This is a genomic window from Streptomyces sp. LE64, from assembly GCF_052606915.1.
Genome location: NZ_CP199708.1, coordinates 5,203,176 through 5,223,005 on the forward strand (window position 1 = coordinate 5,203,176; position 19,830 = coordinate 5,223,005).

At 72.3% G+C, this 19,830-nt stretch carries 15 protein-coding genes and 1 riboswitch; of the genes, 9 read left to right on the forward strand and 6 right to left on the reverse strand.

Annotated elements, in window-relative coordinates:
• Positions 1–241 precede the first annotated feature (241 nt).
• Positions 242–1,786, forward strand: a complete 1,545-nt coding sequence (locus ACSMX9_RS23545) for an RNA polymerase sigma factor (protein WP_445396719.1) — start codon at positions 242–244, stop codon at positions 1,784–1,786.
• Positions 1,787–1,916: 130 nt separating this feature from the next.
• Complete coding sequence (locus ACSMX9_RS23550) at positions 1,917–2,771, forward strand: S1 family serine peptidase (RefSeq protein ID WP_445396721.1); 855 nt, start codon at positions 1,917–1,919, stop codon at positions 2,769–2,771.
• Between the two features lie 109 nt (positions 2,772–2,880).
• On the opposite strand, the gene ACSMX9_RS23555 is transcribed toward ACSMX9_RS23550, so the two are convergent.
• On the reverse strand, positions 2,881–3,111 hold the full coding sequence (locus ACSMX9_RS23555; protein WP_351243659.1) for a DUF7455 domain-containing protein: 231 nt from the start codon (positions 3,109–3,111) through the stop codon (positions 2,881–2,883).
• A gap of 447 nt (positions 3,112–3,558) precedes the next feature.
• Here ACSMX9_RS23555 and ACSMX9_RS23560 point away from each other — a divergent pair, with 447 nt between their 5' ends.
• Positions 3,559–5,679: a DNA gyrase/topoisomerase IV subunit B gene (locus tag ACSMX9_RS23560; RefSeq protein ID WP_445396723.1), complete on the forward strand. Its 2,121-nt coding sequence runs from the start codon at positions 3,559–3,561 to the stop codon at positions 5,677–5,679.
• Positions 5,680–5,736: 57 nt separating this feature from the next.
• Here the strand turns inward: ACSMX9_RS23560 and ACSMX9_RS23565 are convergent, their stop codons facing one another.
• Entirely contained in the window at positions 5,737–6,444 is a 708-nt protein-coding gene (locus tag ACSMX9_RS23565; protein WP_351243663.1) for a response regulator, read from the reverse strand.
• Positions 6,445–6,884: 440 nt separating this feature from the next.
• Here ACSMX9_RS23565 and ACSMX9_RS23570 point away from each other — a divergent pair, with 440 nt between their 5' ends.
• A complete protein-coding gene (locus ACSMX9_RS23570; RefSeq protein WP_445396725.1) occupies positions 6,885–7,151 on the forward strand; it encodes a hypothetical protein in 267 nt (88 codons plus the stop codon).
• 153 nt (positions 7,152–7,304) lie between these two features.
• On the opposite strand, the gene ACSMX9_RS23575 is transcribed toward ACSMX9_RS23570, so the two are convergent.
• From ACSMX9_RS23575 to ACSMX9_RS23585, 3 genes are all read right to left on the reverse strand, one after another.
• Complete coding sequence (locus tag ACSMX9_RS23575) at positions 7,305–7,982, reverse strand: response regulator (RefSeq protein WP_445396727.1); 678 nt, start codon at positions 7,980–7,982, stop codon at positions 7,305–7,307.
• On the reverse strand, positions 7,979–9,631 hold the full coding sequence (locus ACSMX9_RS23580) for a sensor histidine kinase (RefSeq protein ID WP_351243669.1): 1,653 nt from the start codon (positions 9,629–9,631) through the stop codon (positions 7,979–7,981). Before ACSMX9_RS23580 ends, ACSMX9_RS23575 begins: the two co-directional genes overlap by 4 nt.
• A 97-nt stretch (positions 9,632–9,728) precedes the next feature.
• The gene (locus tag ACSMX9_RS23585) at positions 9,729–10,673 is read right to left on the reverse strand and encodes a sucrase ferredoxin (RefSeq protein ID WP_445396729.1); all 945 of its coding nucleotides are present in this window, start codon (positions 10,671–10,673) and stop codon (positions 9,729–9,731) included.
• A gap of 150 nt (positions 10,674–10,823) precedes the next feature.
• Between ACSMX9_RS23585 and ACSMX9_RS23590 the strand changes: the two genes are divergently transcribed.
• Positions 10,824–11,924 carry a CobW family GTP-binding protein gene (locus ACSMX9_RS23590; RefSeq protein ID WP_445396730.1) on the forward strand — a complete coding sequence of 367 codons (1,101 nt, stop codon included), beginning with the start codon at positions 10,824–10,826 and terminating at the stop codon, positions 11,922–11,924.
• Positions 11,925–11,933: 9 nt separating this feature from the next.
• On the opposite strand, the gene ACSMX9_RS23595 is transcribed toward ACSMX9_RS23590, so the two are convergent.
• On the reverse strand, positions 11,934–14,387 hold the full coding sequence (locus ACSMX9_RS23595; protein ID WP_445396732.1) for a DNA gyrase/topoisomerase IV subunit A: 2,454 nt from the start codon (positions 14,385–14,387) through the stop codon (positions 11,934–11,936).
• A gap of 228 nt (positions 14,388–14,615) precedes the next feature.
• On the opposite strand from ACSMX9_RS23595, the gene ACSMX9_RS23600 reads away from it, so the two are divergent.
• The 4 genes from ACSMX9_RS23600 to ACSMX9_RS23615 all read left to right on the forward strand — a co-directional run bounded on the left by ACSMX9_RS23600 (position 14,616) and on the right by ACSMX9_RS23615 (position 19,721).
• Positions 14,616–15,965, forward strand: coding sequence for a M16 family metallopeptidase (locus tag ACSMX9_RS23600; protein ID WP_351243677.1), 1,350 nt, complete (start codon positions 14,616–14,618; stop codon positions 15,963–15,965).
• A gap of 23 nt (positions 15,966–15,988) precedes the next feature.
• The gene (locus tag ACSMX9_RS23605) at positions 15,989–17,356 is read left to right on the forward strand and encodes a M16 family metallopeptidase (RefSeq protein WP_445403076.1); all 1,368 of its coding nucleotides are present in this window, start codon (positions 15,989–15,991) and stop codon (positions 17,354–17,356) included.
• A gap of 447 nt (positions 17,357–17,803) precedes the next feature.
• Positions 17,804–17,967: riboswitch (cyclic di-AMP (ydaO/yuaA leader) on the forward strand.
• Positions 17,968–17,978: 11 nt separating this feature from the next.
• Entirely contained in the window at positions 17,979–18,770 is a 792-nt protein-coding gene (locus tag ACSMX9_RS23610; RefSeq protein WP_366117441.1) for a M23 family metallopeptidase, read from the forward strand.
• A gap of 237 nt (positions 18,771–19,007) precedes the next feature.
• On the forward strand, positions 19,008–19,721 hold the full coding sequence (locus tag ACSMX9_RS23615; RefSeq protein WP_445396734.1) for a GntR family transcriptional regulator: 714 nt from the start codon (positions 19,008–19,010) through the stop codon (positions 19,719–19,721).
• The last annotated feature ends 109 nt before the right edge of the window (positions 19,722–19,830 follow it).

The window sequence follows — 19,830 nt, forward strand, 5'->3', positions numbered from 1 at the left end:
CAGGCTTTGGGTAAGTACGGGGTGTGACTCGGGCCACGCAGATTGACCGTAACGCTCCTGGGGACTGTGCGATGACCTAAGAGGTGACAGTCGAGGAGGACGTGCGGCAGCCGTAGCCGGCGCTGCGATCTCCTGGACCCGAGCCCGCGCGTCGTCGACCCATCCCCAGTCGACGGTCGTCGGCACCCGTCCGTCGTGGACGGGGCCGGAAGCCGTTTTCCAACGTTCCGAGAGGTTGTTCGTGTCGGCCAGCACATCCCGTACGCTCCCGCCGGAGATCGCCGAGTCCGTCTCTGTCATGGCGCTCATCGAGCGGGGAAAGGCTGAGGGGCAGATCGCCGGCGATGACGTGCGTCGGGCCTTCGAAGCTGACCAGATTCCGGCCACTCAGTGGAAGAACGTACTGCGCAGCCTCAATCAGATCCTCGAGGAAGAGGGTGTGACGCTGATGGTCAGTGCCGCGGAGCCCAAGCGCACCCGAAAGAGCGTCGCAGCGAAGAGTCCGGCCAAGCGGACCGCGACCCGCACCGTCGCCGCCAAGACGGTCACCACCAAGAAGGCCGCTCCCTCGTCGGCTGCCGGCGCCACGGCCGCCGACGGGCCCGAGGCGGAGGCAGCCCCCGCCAAGAAGGCGGCGGCCAAGAAGACCACGGCCAAGAAGGCGGTCGCCAAGAAGACCGCCGCCAAGAAGACCACGGCCAAGCGGGCGACCACCAAGAAGGACGCCGACGAGGTCCTCGACGACGAGACGTCCGAGGAGACGACGGGCGTTCCCGGCAAGCCCGGTGACGAGCCCGCCGAGGACGGCAGCCAGGGCTTCGTCCTGTCCGACGAGGACGAGGACGACGCACCGGCCCAGCAGGTCGCCGCGGCCGGTGCCACCGCCGACCCGGTCAAGGACTACCTGAAGCAGATCGGCAAGGTCCCCCTCCTCAACGCCGAGCAGGAGGTGGAGCTGGCCAAGCGCATCGAGGCCGGGCTCTTCGCCGAGGACAAGCTGGCCAACGCCGACAAGCTGGCCCCCAAGCTCAAGCGCGAGCTGGAGATCATCGCCGAGGACGGCCGTCGCGCCAAGAACCACCTGCTGGAGGCCAACCTCCGCCTCGTGGTCTCGCTGGCCAAGCGCTACACCGGCCGCGGCATGCTCTTCCTGGACCTGATCCAGGAGGGCAACCTCGGTCTGATCCGCGCCGTCGAGAAGTTCGACTACACCAAGGGCTACAAGTTCTCCACGTACGCCACCTGGTGGATCCGTCAGGCGATCACCCGCGCCATGGCCGACCAGGCCCGCACCATCCGCATCCCGGTGCACATGGTCGAGGTCATCAACAAGCTGGCGCGCGTGCAGCGGCAGATGCTCCAGGACCTGGGCCGCGAGCCCACCCCGGAGGAGCTGGCCAAGGAACTCGACATGACCCCGGAGAAGGTCATCGAGGTCCAGAAGTACGGCCGCGAGCCCATCTCGCTGCACACCCCGCTCGGTGAGGACGGCGACAGCGAGTTCGGCGACCTGATCGAGGACTCCGAGGCCGTCGTACCGGCCGACGCCGTCAGCTTCACCCTCCTCCAAGAGCAGCTGCACTCGGTGCTCGACACCCTGTCGGAACGGGAGGCGGGCGTCGTCTCCATGCGCTTCGGCCTCACCGACGGTCAGCCGAAGACCCTGGACGAGATCGGCAAGGTCTACGGGGTCACCCGCGAGCGCATCCGCCAGATCGAGTCGAAGACCATGTCGAAGCTGCGTCACCCCTCGCGCTCCCAGGTCCTGCGCGACTACCTCGACTGATCGGCCGGTCCCGGCCACGGTCCGGAGGCCCGGCCCCCGACGGGGGCCGGGCCTCCGGCGTGCGGGTGCGGGACGACCCCGGCCGGCCGACGCTGGGTGGGTCACCGCACACCCCGAGTGAGGAGAGCGCATGCCCCGTCTCCGTGCCGGCACCCTGTCCGGTGCCCTGTTCCTGGCGGCCTTCGCCGCCGTACTGGCCCCGGCGGGCCCCGAGGAGGCGTCTGCGGACGGCTTCGTCGTCGGGGGGCATCCGGTCGCCGCGGCGGACAACCCGTGGGTGGTCGCCCTGTCCAGCCGTGACCGGTTCGGGGGTACCCGGGCCGGGCAGTTCTGCGGCGGGGTCGCGGTGGGGCCGACGACGGTGCTGACCGCCGCCCACTGCCTGGGGCCGGAGGCGCTGGGCACCGCACCGGGACCGGGCGACCTCTCCGTGATCGCGGGCCGCAGTGACCTCCGCGGCACGGAGGGCGTCGAGGTGCGGGTGCGGGACGTCCGGGTGAGCGCCCGCCACGACCGGACGACGAACGCGTGGGACGTGGGCGTGCTGACGCTCGTGGAGCCCCTGCCGGAGGGGTACGCCATCGAGGTCGCCGGACCAGGCGACCCGGCGTACGCGCCGGGCACCGCCGCCGCCGTCTACGGCTGGGGCGATGCCACGGGACGGGGCGACTACGCCTCCGCGCTGCGTTCCGGCCAGGTGCAGGTGCTGGCGGACGAGGTCTGCGGACGGGCCTACCCGGGCGGACCCGAAGGCCGGTACCTGGCCGAAACGATGCTCTGCGCCGGGGCGCCGCACGGCGGGCGGGACGCCTGCCAGGGCGACAGCGGCGGGCCGCTGGTGGCGCGGGGGAAGGTGATCGGACTGGTGTCGTGGGGGAGCGGGTGCGGTCGTGCCGGCAGTCCGGGCGTCTACACCCGGCTGTCGGCGGTGGTGACGGGGCCGGAGCCCGCGGCCATGGCTCCCGAGGACTCCGCGGACGACTGAGCCCGCCTTGGCCCGGGCCCGGGCCAAGGAGAACGGGCGGGCCCCGTCGTGCGGGGACCGCCCGGTTCGCCGGCCGGGGCCGGTGCTGGCTCGTCGTGGATGCGAAGTGTCAGCGTTCCTCGGCCTCGGCCGAGGCCGGGACGGCGTTCAAACGCTCCGTCTCGTCCTGTATCTCAGCGGCGATCTTCTTGAGTTCCGGCTCGAACTTACGACCGTGGTGGGCGCAGAAGAGCAGTTCACCGCCGCTCAACAGGACCACGCGGAGGTAAGCCTGGGCGCCGCAACGATCGCAGCGGTCAGCGGCCGTCAGCGGGCTCGCGGGGGTCAGAACAGTAGTCACGTCGCCTCTTCTCTAGCTCGACGAGCTGTCGTACCAGGGTCAACATCCAACCAGGCCGAAAACGTTCCCGCTCGCGGCTTCTCCCCGAAAAAATCTTTCCGATCCCTCCGGGGCGGCTGTCTGCTGCCGGGTGGCGGCGAATGTGCCGTATTGCGTGTCTTCGTGTCGTACGGGTTCGCGCTGTTGTCCGGTTCGGTCCTCGCCGGCTGTTGCCGGTTGTTCATGAGGACGTGCCCGGAGCCTAAATGGTTCATGCCTGGAAGGGAACGTGATGTGTGCTTCACCCCATCGGGGAATCGAACGGGCGTGCGATCGTGGACTAGGCTGATGGCGTGTGCGGGTGGCGTGACACACGGCTCCACCAGGGCTCGGTACCCTCTGAGCGGCTACCGAAGCCGGGGCCCACCCCCACGGGCCCCATCTGAAATTCAGCGAGGAGCGAACCGCGTGACCGCCGAGACGTCCGTGCCGTCCACTGCGCTGCTGACCGCGACAGACGACGGTTCCAACTACACCGCGCGGCACCTGCTCGTCCTGGAGGGCCTGGAGGCGGTGCGCAAGCGGCCCGGCATGTACATCGGGTCGACGGACAGCCGCGGCCTGATGCACTGCCTCTGGGAGATCATCGACAACTCGGTCGACGAGGCCCTCGGCGGGTACTGCGACCACATCGACGTCGTCCTGCACGACGACGGCTCGGTCGAGGTGCGGGACAACGGTCGGGGCATCCCGGTCGACATCGAGCCCAAGACGGGCCTGTCCGGCGTCGAGGTCGTGTTGACCAAGCTCCACGCGGGCGGCAAGTTCGGCGGCGGTGCCTACGCCGCCTCCGGCGGTCTGCACGGGGTCGGCGCCTCGGTGGTCAACGCTCTGTCCGCGCGGCTGGACGTGGAGGTCGACCTCGGCGGGAACACCCACGCGATCAGCTTCCGGCGAGGGGTGCCCGGAGCCTTCGCCGGCGCCGGCCCGGAGGCGTCCTTCGACGCCGCGAGCGGCCTGCGCAAGGGCAAGCGCGTCCCCAAGACGCGCACCGGCACCCGGGTGCGGTACTGGGCCGACCGGCAGATCTTCCTCAAGGACGCCAAGCTCAACCTGGAGACGCTCCACCAGCGCGCGCGTCAGACGGCGTTCCTGGTGCCCGGGCTCACGATCGTGGTCCGGGACGAGTACGGCCTGGGCGAGGGCGGCAGCAAGGGCGAGGAGTCCTTCCGCTTCGACGGCGGCATCAGCGAGTTCTGCGAGTACCTGGCCACCGACAAGGCCGTCTGCGACGTCCTGCGCTTCTCCGGCCAGGGCACCTTCAAGGAGACCGTGCCCGTCCTCGACGACCGGGGGCAGATGGTGCCCACCGAGGTCACCCGGGAACTGGGCGTGGACGTGGCGTTGCGCTGGGGCACCGGTTACGACACCAGGGTGCGGTCGTTCGTGAACATCATCGCCACGCCCAAGGGCGGCACCCACGTCACCGGCTTCGAACGCTCCGTGACCAAGACCGTGAACGAGGTCCTGCGCGCCCAGAAGCTGCTCCGGGTCGCTGAGGACGACGTGGTCAAGGACGACGCCCTGGAGGGCCTCACGGCGGTCGTCACGGTCCGGCTGGCCGAGCCCCAGTTCGAGGGGCAGACCAAGGAGGTGCTCGGCACCTCCGCGGCCAACCGCATCGTCGCCGCCGTGGTCGCCAAGGAACTCAAGGCGTTCCTGACCGCCACCAAGCGGGACGCCAAGGCGCAGGCCCGGGCGGTCATGGACAAGGTCGTCGCCGCCGCCCGCACCCGCATCGCGGCGCGCCAGCACAAGGACGCGCAGCGCCGGAAGACCGCCCTGGAATCGTCCTCGCTGCCGGCCAAGCTCGCGGACTGCCGCAGCGACGACGTGGAGCGCAGCGAGTTGTTCATCGTGGAGGGGGACTCCGCGCTCGGTACGGCGAAGCTGGCCCGCAACTCCGAGTTCCAGGCCCTGTTGCCGATCCGCGGCAAGATCCTCAACGTTCAGAAGTCCTCGGTCTCGGACATGCTGAAGAACGCCGAGTGCGGTGCGATCATCCAGGTCATAGGGGCGGGATCGGGACGGACCTTCGATCTGGACGCGGCCCGCTACGGCAAGATCATCCTGCTGGTGGACGCCGATGTCGACGGCGCCCACATCCGGTGCCTGCTGCTGACGCTGTTCCAGCGGTACATGCGCCCCATGGTGGAGGCGGGCCGGGTCTTCGCGGCCGTTCCGCCGCTGCACCGGATCGAACTGATCCAGCCCAAGCGGGGCCAGGACAAGTACGTCTACACGTACTCGGACCGGGAACTGCGCGAGACGCTGCTGGAGTTCCGGCGCAAGAACGTCCGCTACAAGGACGCCATCCAGCGCTACAAGGGCCTCGGGGAGATGGACGCCGACCAACTGGCCGAGACCACCATGGACCCGCGGTACCGCACCCTGCGCAGGATCAACATCGCCGACCTCGACGCCGCCGAGCAGGTGTTCGACTTGCTGATGGGCAACGAGGTGGCGCCCCGCAAGGAGTTCATCACCAGTTCCGCGGCGACCCTCGACCGTTCGCGCATCGACGCCTGACGCCGTCCGCGGCGACCCCCGGCCCCGCCGCCCGTCGGGCGGCGGGGCCGGGGGTCCTCAGCGTTCGGAGCCGCGGGGGGACACCCAGGCGTAGCGGTGCTCGGGCCGGCCCGTGTCCCCGTACCGCAGGGTCAGTTGGAGCCGGCCGGCCTGCTCCAGGTGGCGCAGGTAACGCTGGGCGGTGGAGCGGCTGAGTCCGGTCTGGGCGGCCACCTCGTGTGCGGAGAGCGGCTGTGCGGCGCGGTGCAGCACCCCGCATATCAGGTCGGTCGTCGGCACCGAGTGCCCGCTCGGCAATCCCTGGGGCGGCGTCGCGGAGGTGGTCCGCAGGGCGCCGAAGATCCGGTCCACCTGTTCCTGGCCGGCCATTCCGCTGCCGCCGACGCGGTCCACCGTGCGGCGTAGGGCCGCGTACGCCTCCAGACGACTGCGCAGCGCGTCGAAGGTGAAGGGCTTCACCAGGTAGTGCAGGGCGCCCAGACGCATGGCGTCCTGCACGGTGGTGACGTCGCTCGCGGCCGTGATCATGATCACATCGGTGCGGTGGCCGAGTTGACGCATGTGCTGGACGAGGGAGAGTCCGGTCCGGTCGGGCAGGTAGTGGTCGAGCAGGACGAGATCGATCTCCTCCCGCGCCACGGCGGCGAGGGCCTGGGAGGCGTCGTGGGCGCGACCGACCACGCGGAACCCCGGGACCTTGGCCACGTAGCGGGCGTTGATCTCTGCGACGCGGAAGTCGTCGTCCACGACCAGGACGTCAATCATCGACCGGGCCTTTCTGGTTAAGCCCATGGTGAGGCTTCGTTGTTCTAGCGCGCGCAAAACGAGCACAACAGGGTTTTGCAATCAGAAGATGGGCCAGCGCGCACAAGGATCGCACTGCGGCGCACATCCCACTTAGCGTGCCGGCCCATGAGCACAGATAACCAGTCCGCGGGCGGTCGGTGACCCGCCCGCGGCGGTTCGGCACCGTGCACTGAGCCGGTCCACCGAACCGTACGGGAACGACCCTCCCGGACGGCGCACCCCGCCCGGGCTGCCCGCCGCCCCCGCCCCGTCGCCACGAACCCCCGCCAGAACCCCTGTACGCCCCGCTGAAGGCCCGGCGGCCCCTCCCGCTCCCCCGGGGCGGGTCGCCGCACCCCCGGCCCCTGACGCGCCCTTCGGGGCCGTCGGGAAGAGACCCCCACGAGGACGTGATGCACATGCGGGACAGCGGTAGGTGGGTGTCGGCCGTCGGCGCGGGGGCGATGGCGCTGGGCGCGCTGGTGGGACTGTCCCTGGTGAGCGGGGGGCCGGGCGGTGACGGTCCCGGGGTGGAGAACGTCCCGTCCCGCACCGAGACGACGGTCAACGAGGCCGAGGACGGCAACCCGCCGGCCGGGCACCGCCCGGAGCGCGCCCTGCCCGGCGAGTTCCGCACCGCCACGGCGGCGGCCCTCCGACCGGCCGGCGCCCCCGGCGGCGGGTGAACCCCCACCACCCGCCGCCGGGGCCGTCACCGACCGCGGTGCCGCCCCGACGGGCCCGGCCGGACCGGAGCCCCCCAGAACCGCACACAGACCAAGGGCTGCCCCCGGCCCTTCCAGGTGAGCCCCCGCGCACTTCCCCCGCCGCGCGGGGGCTCACGCACGCGTGACCCAGGCGTAGCGGTGCTCGGGGCGCCCCGTCTCCCCGTACTTGAGGCTCAGCCGCACCCGCCCCGCCCGCTCCAGCAGCTTCAGGTAGCGCTGTGCCGTCTGCCGGCTCAACCGGGTGCGGTCCGCCAACTCCTGGGCGGATACCGGGCCCTCGGCGGACAGCAGCGCCTTGCGCACCAACTCGGCCGTGGTGGGGGAGTGGCCCTTGGGCAGGGCGGGCTCCCCGCGCACCGCGAGCGCGCCGAAGATCCGGTCGACCTCCGCCTGCTCGGCCTCGCCGCCGCCGCGCAGGGTGAGCTGGAGCGCCGCGTAGGCCTCCAGCTTGCTCCGCAGTCCGGAGAACGCGAACGGCTTCACCAGGTACTGGAGCGCGCCGAGGCGCATCGCGGCCTGGACGGTGCCCACGTCCCGGGCAGCCGTCACCATGATCACGTCGGTCTGGTGGCCGCGCTCGCGCAGCCGGCGCACCACGTCGAGGCCGGTCTCGTCGGGGAGGTAGTGGTCGAGCAGGACGAGGTCGACCTTGCCGTGCTCCACCTGCGCCAGGGCCTCGGCCGCGTTGTACGCCTTGGCCGCCACGCGGAAGCCGGTGATCTTCTCGACGTACGCCGCGTTCACGTCCGCCACGCGGACGTCGTCGTCGACGACCAGGACCTCGATCACCGGGCCTCCTCGGTGTTCGTCAGTTGGTTCGCCAGTTCCTCGCCGGTCAGCGCCTCCGGCAGCCGCACGGTGAACTCCGCGCCGCCGTCCGGGGACTCGCCCACCTCCGCGCCCCCGCCCTCGCGCTCGGCCAGCCGGCGCACCAGCGCCAGACCGATGCCGCGCTTGCCGCGCGCCGGGACCTTCTTGGTGGTCCATCCCTCCAGGAAGATGGTCTCCCGTTGCTCCGGCGGCACCCCGGGGCCGCTGTCCCGCACCCGCAGCACCGCCGTGCGCCCCTCGGCCCGCAGTTCGACCACCACCCGGGCGTCCGGCGACCCCGAGGAGGCGTCCAGGGCGTTGTCCACGAGGTTGCCGACGATGGTGACCAGCCCGCGCGGATCGACCAGCAGGTCGGGGAGGTAGCTGTCCGGGGAGACGGCGAGCGAGACGCCGCGCTCGGCCGCGACCGTCGCCTTGCCGACGAGGAGGGCGGCGAGCAACGGGTCGTGGATCTTCTCGGTGATCTGCTCCGCGGTGACCCGGTGGGCGCCCGCGACCTCGCCGACGAACTCGACGGCCTCCTGGTACATCTCCAGCTCCAGCAGGCCGAGCAGGGTGTGCATCCGGTTGGCGTGCTCGTGGTCCTGCGCCCGCAGGGCGTCGATCAGACCGCGCGTGGAGTCCAGCTCCCGGCCCAGTTGCTCCAGTTCGGTGCGGTCCCGGAGGGTGGCGACGGCGCCTCCGTCGTCGGTGGGCATCCGGTTCGCGATCAGCACCCGCAGCCCCCGGACCGTGACCAGGTCGGTGCCGGTGACCCGGCCGGCCAGGACGTCGGTGGTGCGGCCCGGTCCCAACGCCGCGTCCAGGGACCGGCCCACCGCGCTGGTGCCGAGGTTCAGCAGCCGGCTCGCCTCGTCGTTCAGCAGCCGGATGCGGCCGTTGCGGTCGAGCGCCACCACGCCCTCGCGGATGCCGTGCAGCATGGCCTCGCGCTCGGCCAGCAGCGCGGAGATGTCGGAGAAGGCGAGGTCCCGGGTCTGCCGCTGCACCCGGCGGGAGATCAGGTACGCGGCGAGCGCGCCCACGGCCATCGCCCCGCCCGCGTAGGCCAGCAGGCTGGGGATGGTGTGGATGAGCCGGGCGCGCACGCTGTCGTACTCGATGCCGACCGACACCGCGCCGATGATCGTGCCGTGGGCGTCGCGCAACGGCACCTTCCCGCGGGCGGAGCGCCCGAGGGTGCCGTTGTCGATCTCCATGATCTCGTCGCCCGACAGCGGGACGCTGGGGTCCGTGGAGACCACCTGGCCGATCTGGCGGGGGTCGGTGTGCGACCAGCGCACCCCGTCCGTGTTCATGATGACGATGTACTCGGCACCGCTGGCCCGCCGGATGCGCTCCGCGACGTCCTGGACCGGCCCGCCGGGGGTCGGGACGGACGCCGTCATGTCCCGGGCGATCTGGGGCTGCGCGGCGGTCGTCTGGGCGATGGACAGCGCGCGGCGCATCGCCTGGTCGTCGAGCTGGTCGCTGAGCGGCGCCAGGAACAGCCCCGTGGCCAGCACGGCGACGCCGGCGGCGATCGCCAGCTGCATCAGGAGCACCTGCGAGAACACCCGCCGGGGCAGGCCGAGCCGCAGGCGGCGCGTGGGGGGAGACGAGCTCATGTGTACGAACGGTACGGGGCCCGGGGGCCTCGGCCGTAGTCCCTGTGGTGGGGATCTCGTGACGGCGAACGGGGAATGACGCTCCGTGCCGGAGGGGTCACGGTCCCGACGGCACGGGCCCTCCGGCAACGGCACGGACGGCGATCACGTCCATACGCGCCGGGGTCGCCGCGGACCCGCCGCAACTCTCCGGCCGGGGCGGCAGCGAGGCGCCCCGGGCGACCGTCACCCGCCAACTCCGCCCGTCGACGTGGGACACGGTCACCTCCCAGCGGGGCGCCTCCCCTTCGGTCCGCACCACCTCCAGGACGTCCGCGGCCTCCTCCCGCACCGCTCGGCGCACCGCCAACTCGGCGGCCTGGCCGGGTCGCTCCCACGCCGAACCGCCCCGACAGCCCTCGGTGACGATCCGCCCCCGCTCGACCGCCGTCAGGACCTCCTTCAACAGCGGCGCGTCCGCCCTGCCGTACGCGTATCCGTACGGCAGGACCAGGGCCGTCGGCGAGAAGCGGTGCCCCCCGAGGTGGGTGACCTCCCAGACGCCCGGGGTGCCGGAGGCGGCCAGTTCGTGCGCGAGCGGTCGGCCGCGCAGCGCGCAACAGCGGTCGCGCTTGCCGTTGGTGCACACCAGCACCAGCGGGGCGCCCCGGTGCGCACCGGCACCGGTGTGCAGGTCGAACCCGTGCGGGTCGCCGGCGCCGAGCGCCGTGAAGTCGAGGTCGAGCAGCCGGGCCGGGTCGCCGTCCGGGGCCTCCCGCACCCAGCCGGCACCGGGCACGGTGTGCGCGGCGTACATCCGGCGCCGCCCCGCCCGGTGCCGGTCGGCGTGCCGCCCCGGCCGGCGGATCAGGGCGACCCGCACCCCGGTGCCGCGGGCGGCGGCCTCCAGCGCCCCGCCGATCCCGGGGTCCAGACGGCTCTGGGTGAGGGCCTTGGCCCCCCACGGGCCGGGCTGCTCGATCAGCAGCCAGGTCCGGGCGGTGGCCGCGGTCCCGGCCAGGGGCTCGCCGAAGCCCTGCGAGGCACTCGTGCACGTACTCACGCAGGCGAGCCTAACCCGGTGTACCGGAACTCCCCGTTCCGCGGGGTTGCCGCGGCGGTCGGAGCCCCCGCCGGACCCTCGTATCCTGGTCCCCGGCCCGCCCCTCCGGGCGCGGGCCGGGACGGTCCAGCCCAGGGGAGAGGTCGCGCCGTGGCGCAGCAGCAGGTTCCGGTCGTCGTGCTCGCGGGTTTCCTCGGCGCCGGGAAGACCACCGTGCTCAACCACCTGCTGCACAGCAGCCGGGGGAGCCGGATCGGGGCGATCGTCAACGACTTCGGGTCCATCGAGATCGACGCCATGGCGGTCGCCGGCCAACTCGGCGACTCCACCGTCTCCCTGGGCAACGGCTGTCTGTGCTGCGCCGTCGACGCCGGCGAACTGGACACCTACCTCGACCGGCTGACCCGTCCCGAGGCACGGATCGACCTCGTCGTCATCGAGGCCAGCGGACTCGCCGAACCGCAGGAACTGGTCCGCATGCTCCTGGCGAGCGAGAACCCGCACATCGTGTACGGGGGCCTGGTGGAGGTCGTCGACGCCGTCGAGTTCGACGCCACCCGCCTCCGTCACCCCGAGGTGGACCGGCACCTGGGCATCGCCGACCTGGTGGTGGTCAACAAGGCCGACCGGGTCCCGCCGGCGCAGCTGCACCGGGTGCGGGAGACGGTGACGGGGCTGGTCGACCGGGCCGCCGTGGTCAGCGTGGCCCACGGCCGCATCGACCCCGAACTCCTCTTCGACCGCAAGGCCGTGGCGGAACGGGTGGGCCAGCTCTCCTTCGACGACCTGGCCGCCGGCACGGCCGGAGCCGAAGCCCCCGGGCACGGACACCTGCACGACGGCTACGGGACCGTGGCGTTCCGGTCCGCCCGGGCGCTGCACCCGCGCCGGCTGATGGACGTCCTGAACGGACGGCCCGAGGGGCTCTACCGCATCAAGGGGTACGTCGACTTCGGCACCGTCGACCCGGACCACCGCTACGCGGTGCACGCCGTCGGCCGCTTCCTGCGCTTCTACCCCGAGCCCTGGCCCGTCGACGAGGAGCGCACCACCGGCCTCGTCCTCATCGGGACGGAACTCGACGCCGAGGCGCTCACCGCACGACTGGACGCCTGCCGGATCGCCCCCGACGAGGAGCCGCCCGCCGAGCACGCCCTGTGGGGCGTGCTGCGGTACGTCCCCGGGCCCCTCGACCCGGACGAGGGCAGCCCGTACCCGGTCGAGGAACCCGAGGTCCCCGACCGGGTCTGACGCCGGCCGTCACACCGGGCCGGCCACCACGGCGACGGGCTTGCCCAGCGCCACCCCCGAACCGTCCCGGCGCGGGTCGATCTCCGGAAGCTCCACGGGGGCGCCGCTGCGCTGCGCGGCCCGGGCGGGCGCCGGGCCGGCCCAGGCGAAGGCCAGACAGTCCTCGCCCTTCAGGAACCGCTGGCAGCGCACCCCGCCGGTGGCCCTGCCCTTGCGGGGGTACTGGTCGAACGGGGTCAGCTTGGCCGTCGTCTGCACCGAGTCGTCCAGCGTGCCGCGCGAGCCGGCCACCGTGAAGACCAGCGCGTCGGCCGCCGGGTCGACCGCGGCGAAGGAGATCACCTTGGCGCCCTCGGTGAGCTTGATGCCGGCCATGCCGCCCGCGGGCCGGCCCTGCGGACGCACCTGGGCCGCCGGGAACCGCAGCAGCTGGGCGTCGTCCGTGACGAAGACCAGGTCCTCCTCGCCGGTGCGCAGCTCGACGCCGCCCACGATCCGGTCGCCCTCGCGCAGCGCGATGACCTCCAGCTCCTCCTTGTTGGACGGGTAGTCGGGCACCACCCGTTTGACGACGCCCTGTTCCGTGCCGAGCGCGAGGCCCGGCGAGGACTCGTCCAGGGTGGTCAGGCAGACCACCCGCTCGTCACCCTCCAGCGTCAGGAACTCGGCCAGCGCGGCTCCGCCGGAGAGCACCGGGGCCGCCGCCGTGTCCGGGAGCTGGGGCAGGTCGATCACCGACAGCCGCAACAGCCGCCCGGTGGAGGTCACCGCGCCCACCTCGCCGCGCGCGGTGGCGGGCACCGCCGACACGATCACGTCGTGCTTGGCGCGGCGCCCCCCCTCCGCGGCGAACGGCTCGGCGGTCGCGGTGCGGGCCAGCAGGCCGGTGGAGGAGAGCAGCACCCGGCACGGGTCGTCGGCCACCTGGAGCGGCACCGCGGCGGCCGGGGCGCTGCCCGCGGACTCCAACAGCACGGTGCGCCGCGGGGTGCCGAACTTCTTGGCGACCGAGGCCAGCTCGCCCGAGACCATCTTGCGCAGCTCGGCGTCGGACTCCAGGACGCGCGTCAGCTCCGCGATCTCCCCGGTCAGCCGGTCCCGCTCGGACTCCAGCTCGACCCGGTCGAACTTGGTCAGGCGGCGCAGCGGCGTGTCCAGGATGTACTGGGTCTGCACCTCGCTCAGCGAGAAGCGCTCGATCAGCCGCTCCTTGGCCTGGGCGCTGTTGTCGCTGGAGCGGATGACCCGGATGACCTCGTCGATGTCGACGAGCGCCACCAGCAGGCCCTCCACCAGGTGCAGCCGGTCGCGCCGCTTGGTGCGCCGGAACTCGCTGCGCCGGCGCACCACCGTGAACCGGTGGTCGAGGTAGACCTCCAGCAGCTCCTTCAGCCCCAGGGTGAGCGGCTGGCCGTCCACCAGGGCGACGTTGTTGATGCCGAAGGACTCCTCCATCGGCGTCAGCTTGTAGAGGTGCTCCAGCACCGCTTCCGGGACGAAGCCGTTCTTGATCTCGATGACCAGCCGCAGCCCGTGCTCGCGGTCGGTGAGGTCCTTGACGTCGGCGATGCCCTGGAGCTTCTTGGAGCCGACCAGGTCCTTGATCTTCGAGATGACCTTCTCGGGGCCGACCGAGAACGGCAGTTCCGTCACCACCAGGCCCTTGCGCCGGGCGGTCACCGGCTCCACCGACACCGTCGCGCGGATCTTGAAGGTGCCCCGGCCGCTCTCGTAGGCGTCCCGGATGCCCGAGAGGCCCACCACCCGGCCGCCGGTCGGCAGGTCGGGGCCCGGCACGTACTTCATCAGCGCGTCCAGGTCGGCGCCCGGGTGGCGGATCAGATGGCGGGCGGCGGCGATGACCTCCCCCAGGTTGTGCGGCGGCATGTTGGTGGCCATGCCGACCGCGATCCCCGAGGAGCCGTTGACCAGGAGGTTCGGATAGGCGGCCGGCAGGGCCACCGGCTCCTGCTCCTGGCCGTCGTAGTTGGGTGCGAAGTCGACGGTGTCCTCGTCGATCGACTCCGTCATCAGGGAGGTCGCGTCCGCCATCCGGCACTCGGTGTACCGCATGGCCGCGGGCGGGTCGTCGTTGCCCAGGGAACCGAAGTTCCCGTGCCCGTCGACCAGGGGCACCCGCATGGAGAAGGGCTGCGCCATGCGCACCAGCGCGTCGTAGATCGACGCGTCGCCGTGCGGGTGCAGCTTGCCCATCACCTCGCCGACGACCCGGGCGCACTTCACGTAGCCGCGTTCGGGGCGCAGGCCCATCTCGTTCATCTGGTAGACGATCCGGCGCTGGACGGGCTTCATGCCGTCCCGGGCGTCGGGCAGGGCGCGCGAGTAGATGACCGAGTAGGCGTACTCGAGGAAGGAGCCCTGCATCTCGTCGACGACGTCGATGTCGAGGATCCTCTCCTCGAAGTCGTCGGGCGGCGGGGTCTTCGTGCTGCGGCGGGCCATCGCTGCTGCGGCTCCTCACAGTGTGTGCCAGGGCAGGAAACGGGATAACGGATGCCGACCATTGTGGCCCGGCGGACTGACAGCGCCGACCGCGACCCGTCCGCCGGTTCGCCGAGGTGCTCGCTCTCGGCGTAGCGGGGCCGGGAACTCCTCCACCCGTCAGCGCGCTTGCATACAGTGGCAGGACGGTAGGACGACTTCCAGTTTTCCGCGATCGAAGGGACGTACATGCCCATGGGTCACACGGCCACGCAGGCCGGCTCCGGCGGCCTGACAGCAACGGAACACCGCCTGGCCAACGGCCTGCGCGTGGTGCTCTCCGAGGACCACCTGACCCCGGTCGCCGCGGTCTGCCTGTGGTACGACGTGGGTTCGCGCCACGAAGTCAAGGGCCGTACCGGTCTGGCTCACCTCTTCGAGCACCTGATGTTCCAGGGGTCGAAGCAGGTACCGGGCAACGGCCACTTCGAACTGGTGCAGGGCGCCGGCGGCTCCCTCAACGGCACCACCAGCTTCGAACGGACCAACTACTTCGAGACCATGCCCGCGCACCAGCTGGAGCTGGCGCTGTGGCTGGAGGCCGACCGGATGGGCTCGCTGCTCGCCGCGCTCGACCTGGAATCCCTCGACAACCAGCGCGCCGTGGTCAAGAACGAGCGCCGCCAGCGCTACGACAACGTCCCCTACGGCACCGCCTTCGAGAAGCTCACCGCCCTCGCCTTCCCGGACGGCCACCCGTACCACCACACCCCGATCGGCTCGATGGCCGACCTGGACGCGGCGACGCTGGAGGACGCGCGGGACTTCTTCCGCACCTACTACGCGCCCAACAACGCGGTGCTCTCCGTGGTCGGCGACATCGACCCGGAGCGGACGCTCGCCTGGATCGAGAAGTACTTCGGCTCCATCCCCGGGCACGACGGCAAGCCCGCCCCGCGCGACGGAGCGCTGCCCGAGGTCATCGGCGGGGAACTGCGCCAGCTCGTCGAGGAGGAGGTGCCCTCCCGCGCGCTGATGGCCGCCTACCGGCTCCCGGAGGACGGCACCCGCGCGGCCGACGCGGCCGACCTGGCGCTCACCGTCCTCGGCGGCGGCGAGTCCTCCCGCATCTACAACCGGCTGGTCCGCCGCGACCGCACCGCGGTCGGCGCCGGCTTCGGGCTGCTCCGCCTGGCCGGCGCGCCCTCGCTGGGCTGGCTGGACGTGAAGACCTCCGCCGGCGTCGAGGTCCCCGAGATCGAGGCCGCCGTGGACGAGGAACTGGCCCGGTTCGCCGCCCAGGGCCCCACGCCCGAGGAGATGGAACGGGCCCAGGCCCAGTTGGAGCGCGAGTGGCTGGACCGGCTCGGCACCGTCGCCGGCCGCGCCGACGAACTGTGCCGGTACGCGGTCCTGTTCGGTGACCCCCAGCTCGCCCTCACCGCCGTCCAGCGGGTGCTGGACGTCACCGCGGAGGAGGTGCGGGAGGTGGCCGCGGCGCGACTGCGGCCCGACAACCGCGCGGTGCTCGTCTACGAACCGCTGGAGCAGCCGCAGGCCGACGCCGACGAGAACGCAGACGAGGAGGCGGCCAAGTGACCACCGCCGAACCCACCGTGACCATGGACTTCCACCCCCGGCCGCAGGCCGGCACGGCCCGCCCCTGGGCCTTCCCCGAGCCCACCCGGCACACCCTCGGCAACGGTCTGACCGTGCTGCGCTGCGACCGTCCGGGCCAGCAGGTCGTCGCCGTGGAGGTCCTGCTGGACAGCCCGCTGGACGCCGAACCGGCCGGCCTCGACGGCGTCGCCACCATCATGGCCCGGGCGTTCTCCGAGGGCACCGACAAGCACTCCGCCGAGGAGTTCGCCGCCGAGCTGGAGCGCTGCGGCGCCACCCTGGACGCCCACGCCGACCACCCCTGCGTGCGGATCTCCCTCGAAGTGCCCGCCTCCCGGCTGGCGAAGGCCCTCGGGCTCCTCGCCGACGCCCTGCGCGCCCCGGCCTTCGCCGACAGCGAGGTCGAGCGGCTGGTCCGCAACCGCCTCGACGAGATTCCGCACGAGGCCGCCAACCCGTCCCGCCGCGCGGCCAAGGAGCTGTACCGCCAGCTCTTCCCCGCCGAGGCGCGGATGTCCCGGCCGCGCCAGGGCACCGAGGAGACCGTGGCGGCGATCGACGCGGCGGCCGTCCGCGCCTTCTACGAGAAGCACGTGCGCCCCGCCACCACCACGGCCGTCGTCGTCGGCGACCTCGCCGGCCTGGACGTGGAGGGACTCCTCGCCGACACCCTCGGCGCCTGGACCGGCAGTCCCTCGGCCCCCCGGGTCGTTCCGCCGGTGACCGCCGACGACACCGGGCGGGTGTTCATCGTGGACCGCCCCGGCGCGGTGCAGACGCAGCTGCTCATCGGTCGGATCGGGGCCGACCGGCACGACCGGGTGTGGCCCGCGCAGGTGCTGGGCACCTACTGCCTGGGCGGCACCCTCACCTCGCGGCTGGACCGCGTGCTGCGCGAGGAGAAGGGCTACACCTACGGGGTGCGGGCCTTCGGCCAGGTGCTGCGCTCCACCTCGGAGGGCACCGGGGCGGCGATGCTCGCCATCTCCGGCTCCGTCGACACCGAGTCCACCGGGCCCGCGCTGACGGACCTGTGGACGGTGTTGCGCACCCTCGCCGCGGAAGGGCTCACGGACGCGGAGCGGGACGTGGCCGTGCAGAACCTGGTGGGGGTCGCCCCGTTGAAGTACGAGACGGCCGCGGCCGTCGCGGGCACCCTCGCCGACCAGGTCGAGCAGGGGCTCCCCGACGACTACCAGGGGCAGCTGTACCAGCGCCTGGCTGCCACCGGCACCGTGGAGGCGACGGCGGCCGCGGTGAACGCCTTCCCGGTGGACCGGCTGGTGACGGTCCTGGTGGGTGACGCGGCGCAGATCGAGGAGCCCGTGCGCGCCCTGGGCATCGGCGAGGTCACGGTCGTCACCGGCTGACCGCGTGCGGGCCCGCGGACCCTTGAGGCCCGCGGGCCCGCACGGCGGCTCAACGCTCGCTCGGCAGTTGCTCGGTGCGGTGACGACCACCCGGGCGGGGGCGGCGTCGAACGGCGGGCGCAGCCGGTGACCGAGCGGATGGCGGCTCAGGCGGTACCGGGCGAAGGCGGATTCCCGCCCGTCCGCCGTCTCCGCGCGCCGCGGACACCGGACGGCAGGGGCCATGGCCGTACCGGCGCGACGCGCTCGGGACCGTACCCCGCGAGGGGGCCCGTCTTGTCGTTCCGTCAGGAGTGCGGTGTGGGACGGATGTCCCGAAAGGGCGGGAGGTTGCGGTCCGCGGTGTGGCGTGCGCTACAAAACGGCCGTTCCGTTTGTCGTACCGAAGATCCTCCCCGTAGCGTCGGGGCGGCTGTCCGTCGTGCGGTACGCCGCAGTCGCGGCACCGGACAGTCATCGCCGAGTCCCCGTACGGTGCGAGCCAGGGGAGCCGGGGACCCGATCCGTCCCTGGGGTGAATCGGACGCCCGTCGCCACGCGGAGGGGGCCCGTAGGAGACCTTCCTGCTCCGAACCCGTCAGCTAACCCGGTAGGCGAGAGGGAAGGAAAGGACAGCCACTTCATGGCGTTCACCCGTGCCACCGGTAAGCACCGTCGCCCCACGCGCATCTCGCGGACCACCGCGAACGTCGCCGGCGTCGCCACCCTCACCACGACCGGTGTCATCGGTACCCTCGCTTCACCGGCCCTGGCCGCCCAGGAGCCGTCCCCGCTGGAGGACACGGGCCTCACCAAGACGGTGTCCATCGGCGACGCCGTCGCCGACGAGATCGACGCCCAGGCCGCCGCCCAGCAGATCGCCGCCGACGAGGCCGCCGCCATGGAACTGGCCGAGGCGGAGGCCAAGCTGCGGGCCGCCGAGCAGAAGCGGCAGGCCGAGGCCGAGGCGGCGAAGGAGCGCGAGGCCCAGGAGCGCGCCGCCCGCGAGGCCGAGCGCAAGCGCCTCAACACCTACGTGAGTCCGATCGCCGGCAGCTACGTCTCCACGTCCTACGGAGCGGGCGGCAACATCTGGTCCTCCGGCACCCACACCGGCATCGACTTCCACGCCAGCACCGGCACCCCGGTCCAGTCCGTGGGCTACGGCACCGTCGTCGAAGCCGGCTGGGCCGGCGCGTACGGCAACAACGTCGTCATCAAGATGCACGACGGCACCTACACGCAGTACGCCCACCTCTCGTCGGTGGCCGTCTTCGCGGGCCAGGCCGTCACCACCGGGCAGCAGATCGGACTGGCCGGGGCCACCGGCAACGTCACCGGCTCGCACCTGCACTTCGAGGCCCGGACCGGCGCCGACTACGGTTCCGACCTCGACCCCCTGGCCTACCTCCGCAGCCACGGGGTCAACCTCTGACCCACCCGCTCCGGCGGAACGTTCCGTCGACACCGTGAACACCGAAGGGCCCCGGCCACCCGCCGGGGCCCTTCCGCACGTCCGGGCCCCCCGCCGGTCCGTCTGTTCGATACGTGGCGGCCGTCCCATCGGTGTGCGGAATTCCCGTACGGGTCGGAAAATTCCGTGTACTGCAATAGAGTCATCGAATCAGAGTCGATCGACCGCGGTGTGCGGACATAAAGCGGAGGTCCGATCGTGAGTATTCCCGCCACGGCGGTGTGCTCGGCCATTCGGGATGACATCGTCAGCGGTGTCCTGGAATGCGGGAGCCGCCTCACCGAGGAAGTGCTGGCCCGTCGCTACGGCGTTTCCCGGGTGCCGGTGCGCGAGGCGCTGCGCACCCTGGAGGCCGAGGGGTTCGTGGTCACCCGTCGGCACGCCGGGGCCTGCGTCGCCCGGCCGACCGAACGGGAGGCGGCCGATCTGCTGGAGGTGCGCCGGCTGCTGGAGCCGCTGGGGGCGTCCCGGGCCGCCGAGCGGCGCACCGACGCCCACCTGAAGGTGCTGCGCGGTCTGGTGCGGCTGGGGCGGGAGCGGGCCGAGAACGGCACGGGCGAGGAACTCCGCTCGCTGGGCACCTGGTTCCACGAGACCTTGGACCAGGCGTCGGGCGGCCAGGGGCTCACCGCGATGCTCACCCAGCTCCGGCACAAGATCACCTGGATGTACACCGTCGAGCCGGCGGCGCGGCCGGCCGAGCAGTGGGTGGAGCACGGGGTCCTCGTGGACGCGGTGGCCCGCGGGGACGCGGAACGCGCCGGCACCCTGATGGCCGCCCACACCGAGCGCGAGATCGGCGCGATGGTGGCCCGTCGCCGCCGGTTCCCGCACCGGCCGGGGGACGACGCGGCGACGGCCGGCACACGGGCGGGGAAACATTCCGTCAACACGGCGGGTGCGTCCCGGTAACACGGGGACGGTAGAAAAGGAGGAGGCGGGATTGTCGTAGGAATTCGCTCTTCATTTCGGTGCCGTGCGTGCCGAAGGCGAGGGAAGTGAATTCTCTGACGATCGGGCC

Excerpts from the sequence above, each read along its gene's own strand:
- ACSMX9_RS23550 (WP_445396721.1), top strand. The coding sequence starts at position 1,917 with ATGCCCCGTCTCCGTGCCGGCACCCTGTCCGGTGCCCTGTTCCTGGCG.
- ACSMX9_RS23565 (WP_351243663.1), bottom strand. The coding sequence starts at position 6,444 with ATGATTGACGTCCTGGTCGTGGACGACGACTTCCGCGTCGCAGAGATC.
- ACSMX9_RS23570 (WP_445396725.1), top strand. The coding sequence starts at position 6,885 with ATGCGGGACAGCGGTAGGTGGGTGTCGGCCGTCGGCGCGGGGGCGATG.
- ACSMX9_RS23580 (WP_351243669.1), bottom strand. The coding sequence starts at position 9,631 with ATGAGCTCGTCTCCCCCCACGCGCCGCCTGCGGCTCGGCCTGCCCCGG.
- ACSMX9_RS23595 (WP_445396732.1), bottom strand. The coding sequence starts at position 14,387 with ATGGCCCGCCGCAGCACGAAGACCCCGCCGCCCGACGACTTCGAGGAG.
- ACSMX9_RS23600 (WP_351243677.1), top strand. The coding sequence starts at position 14,616 with ATGCCCATGGGTCACACGGCCACGCAGGCCGGCTCCGGCGGCCTGACA.
- ACSMX9_RS23605 (WP_445403076.1), top strand. The coding sequence starts at position 15,989 with ATGGACTTCCACCCCCGGCCGCAGGCCGGCACGGCCCGCCCCTGGGCC.
- ACSMX9_RS23610 (WP_366117441.1), top strand. The coding sequence starts at position 17,979 with ATGGCGTTCACCCGTGCCACCGGTAAGCACCGTCGCCCCACGCGCATC.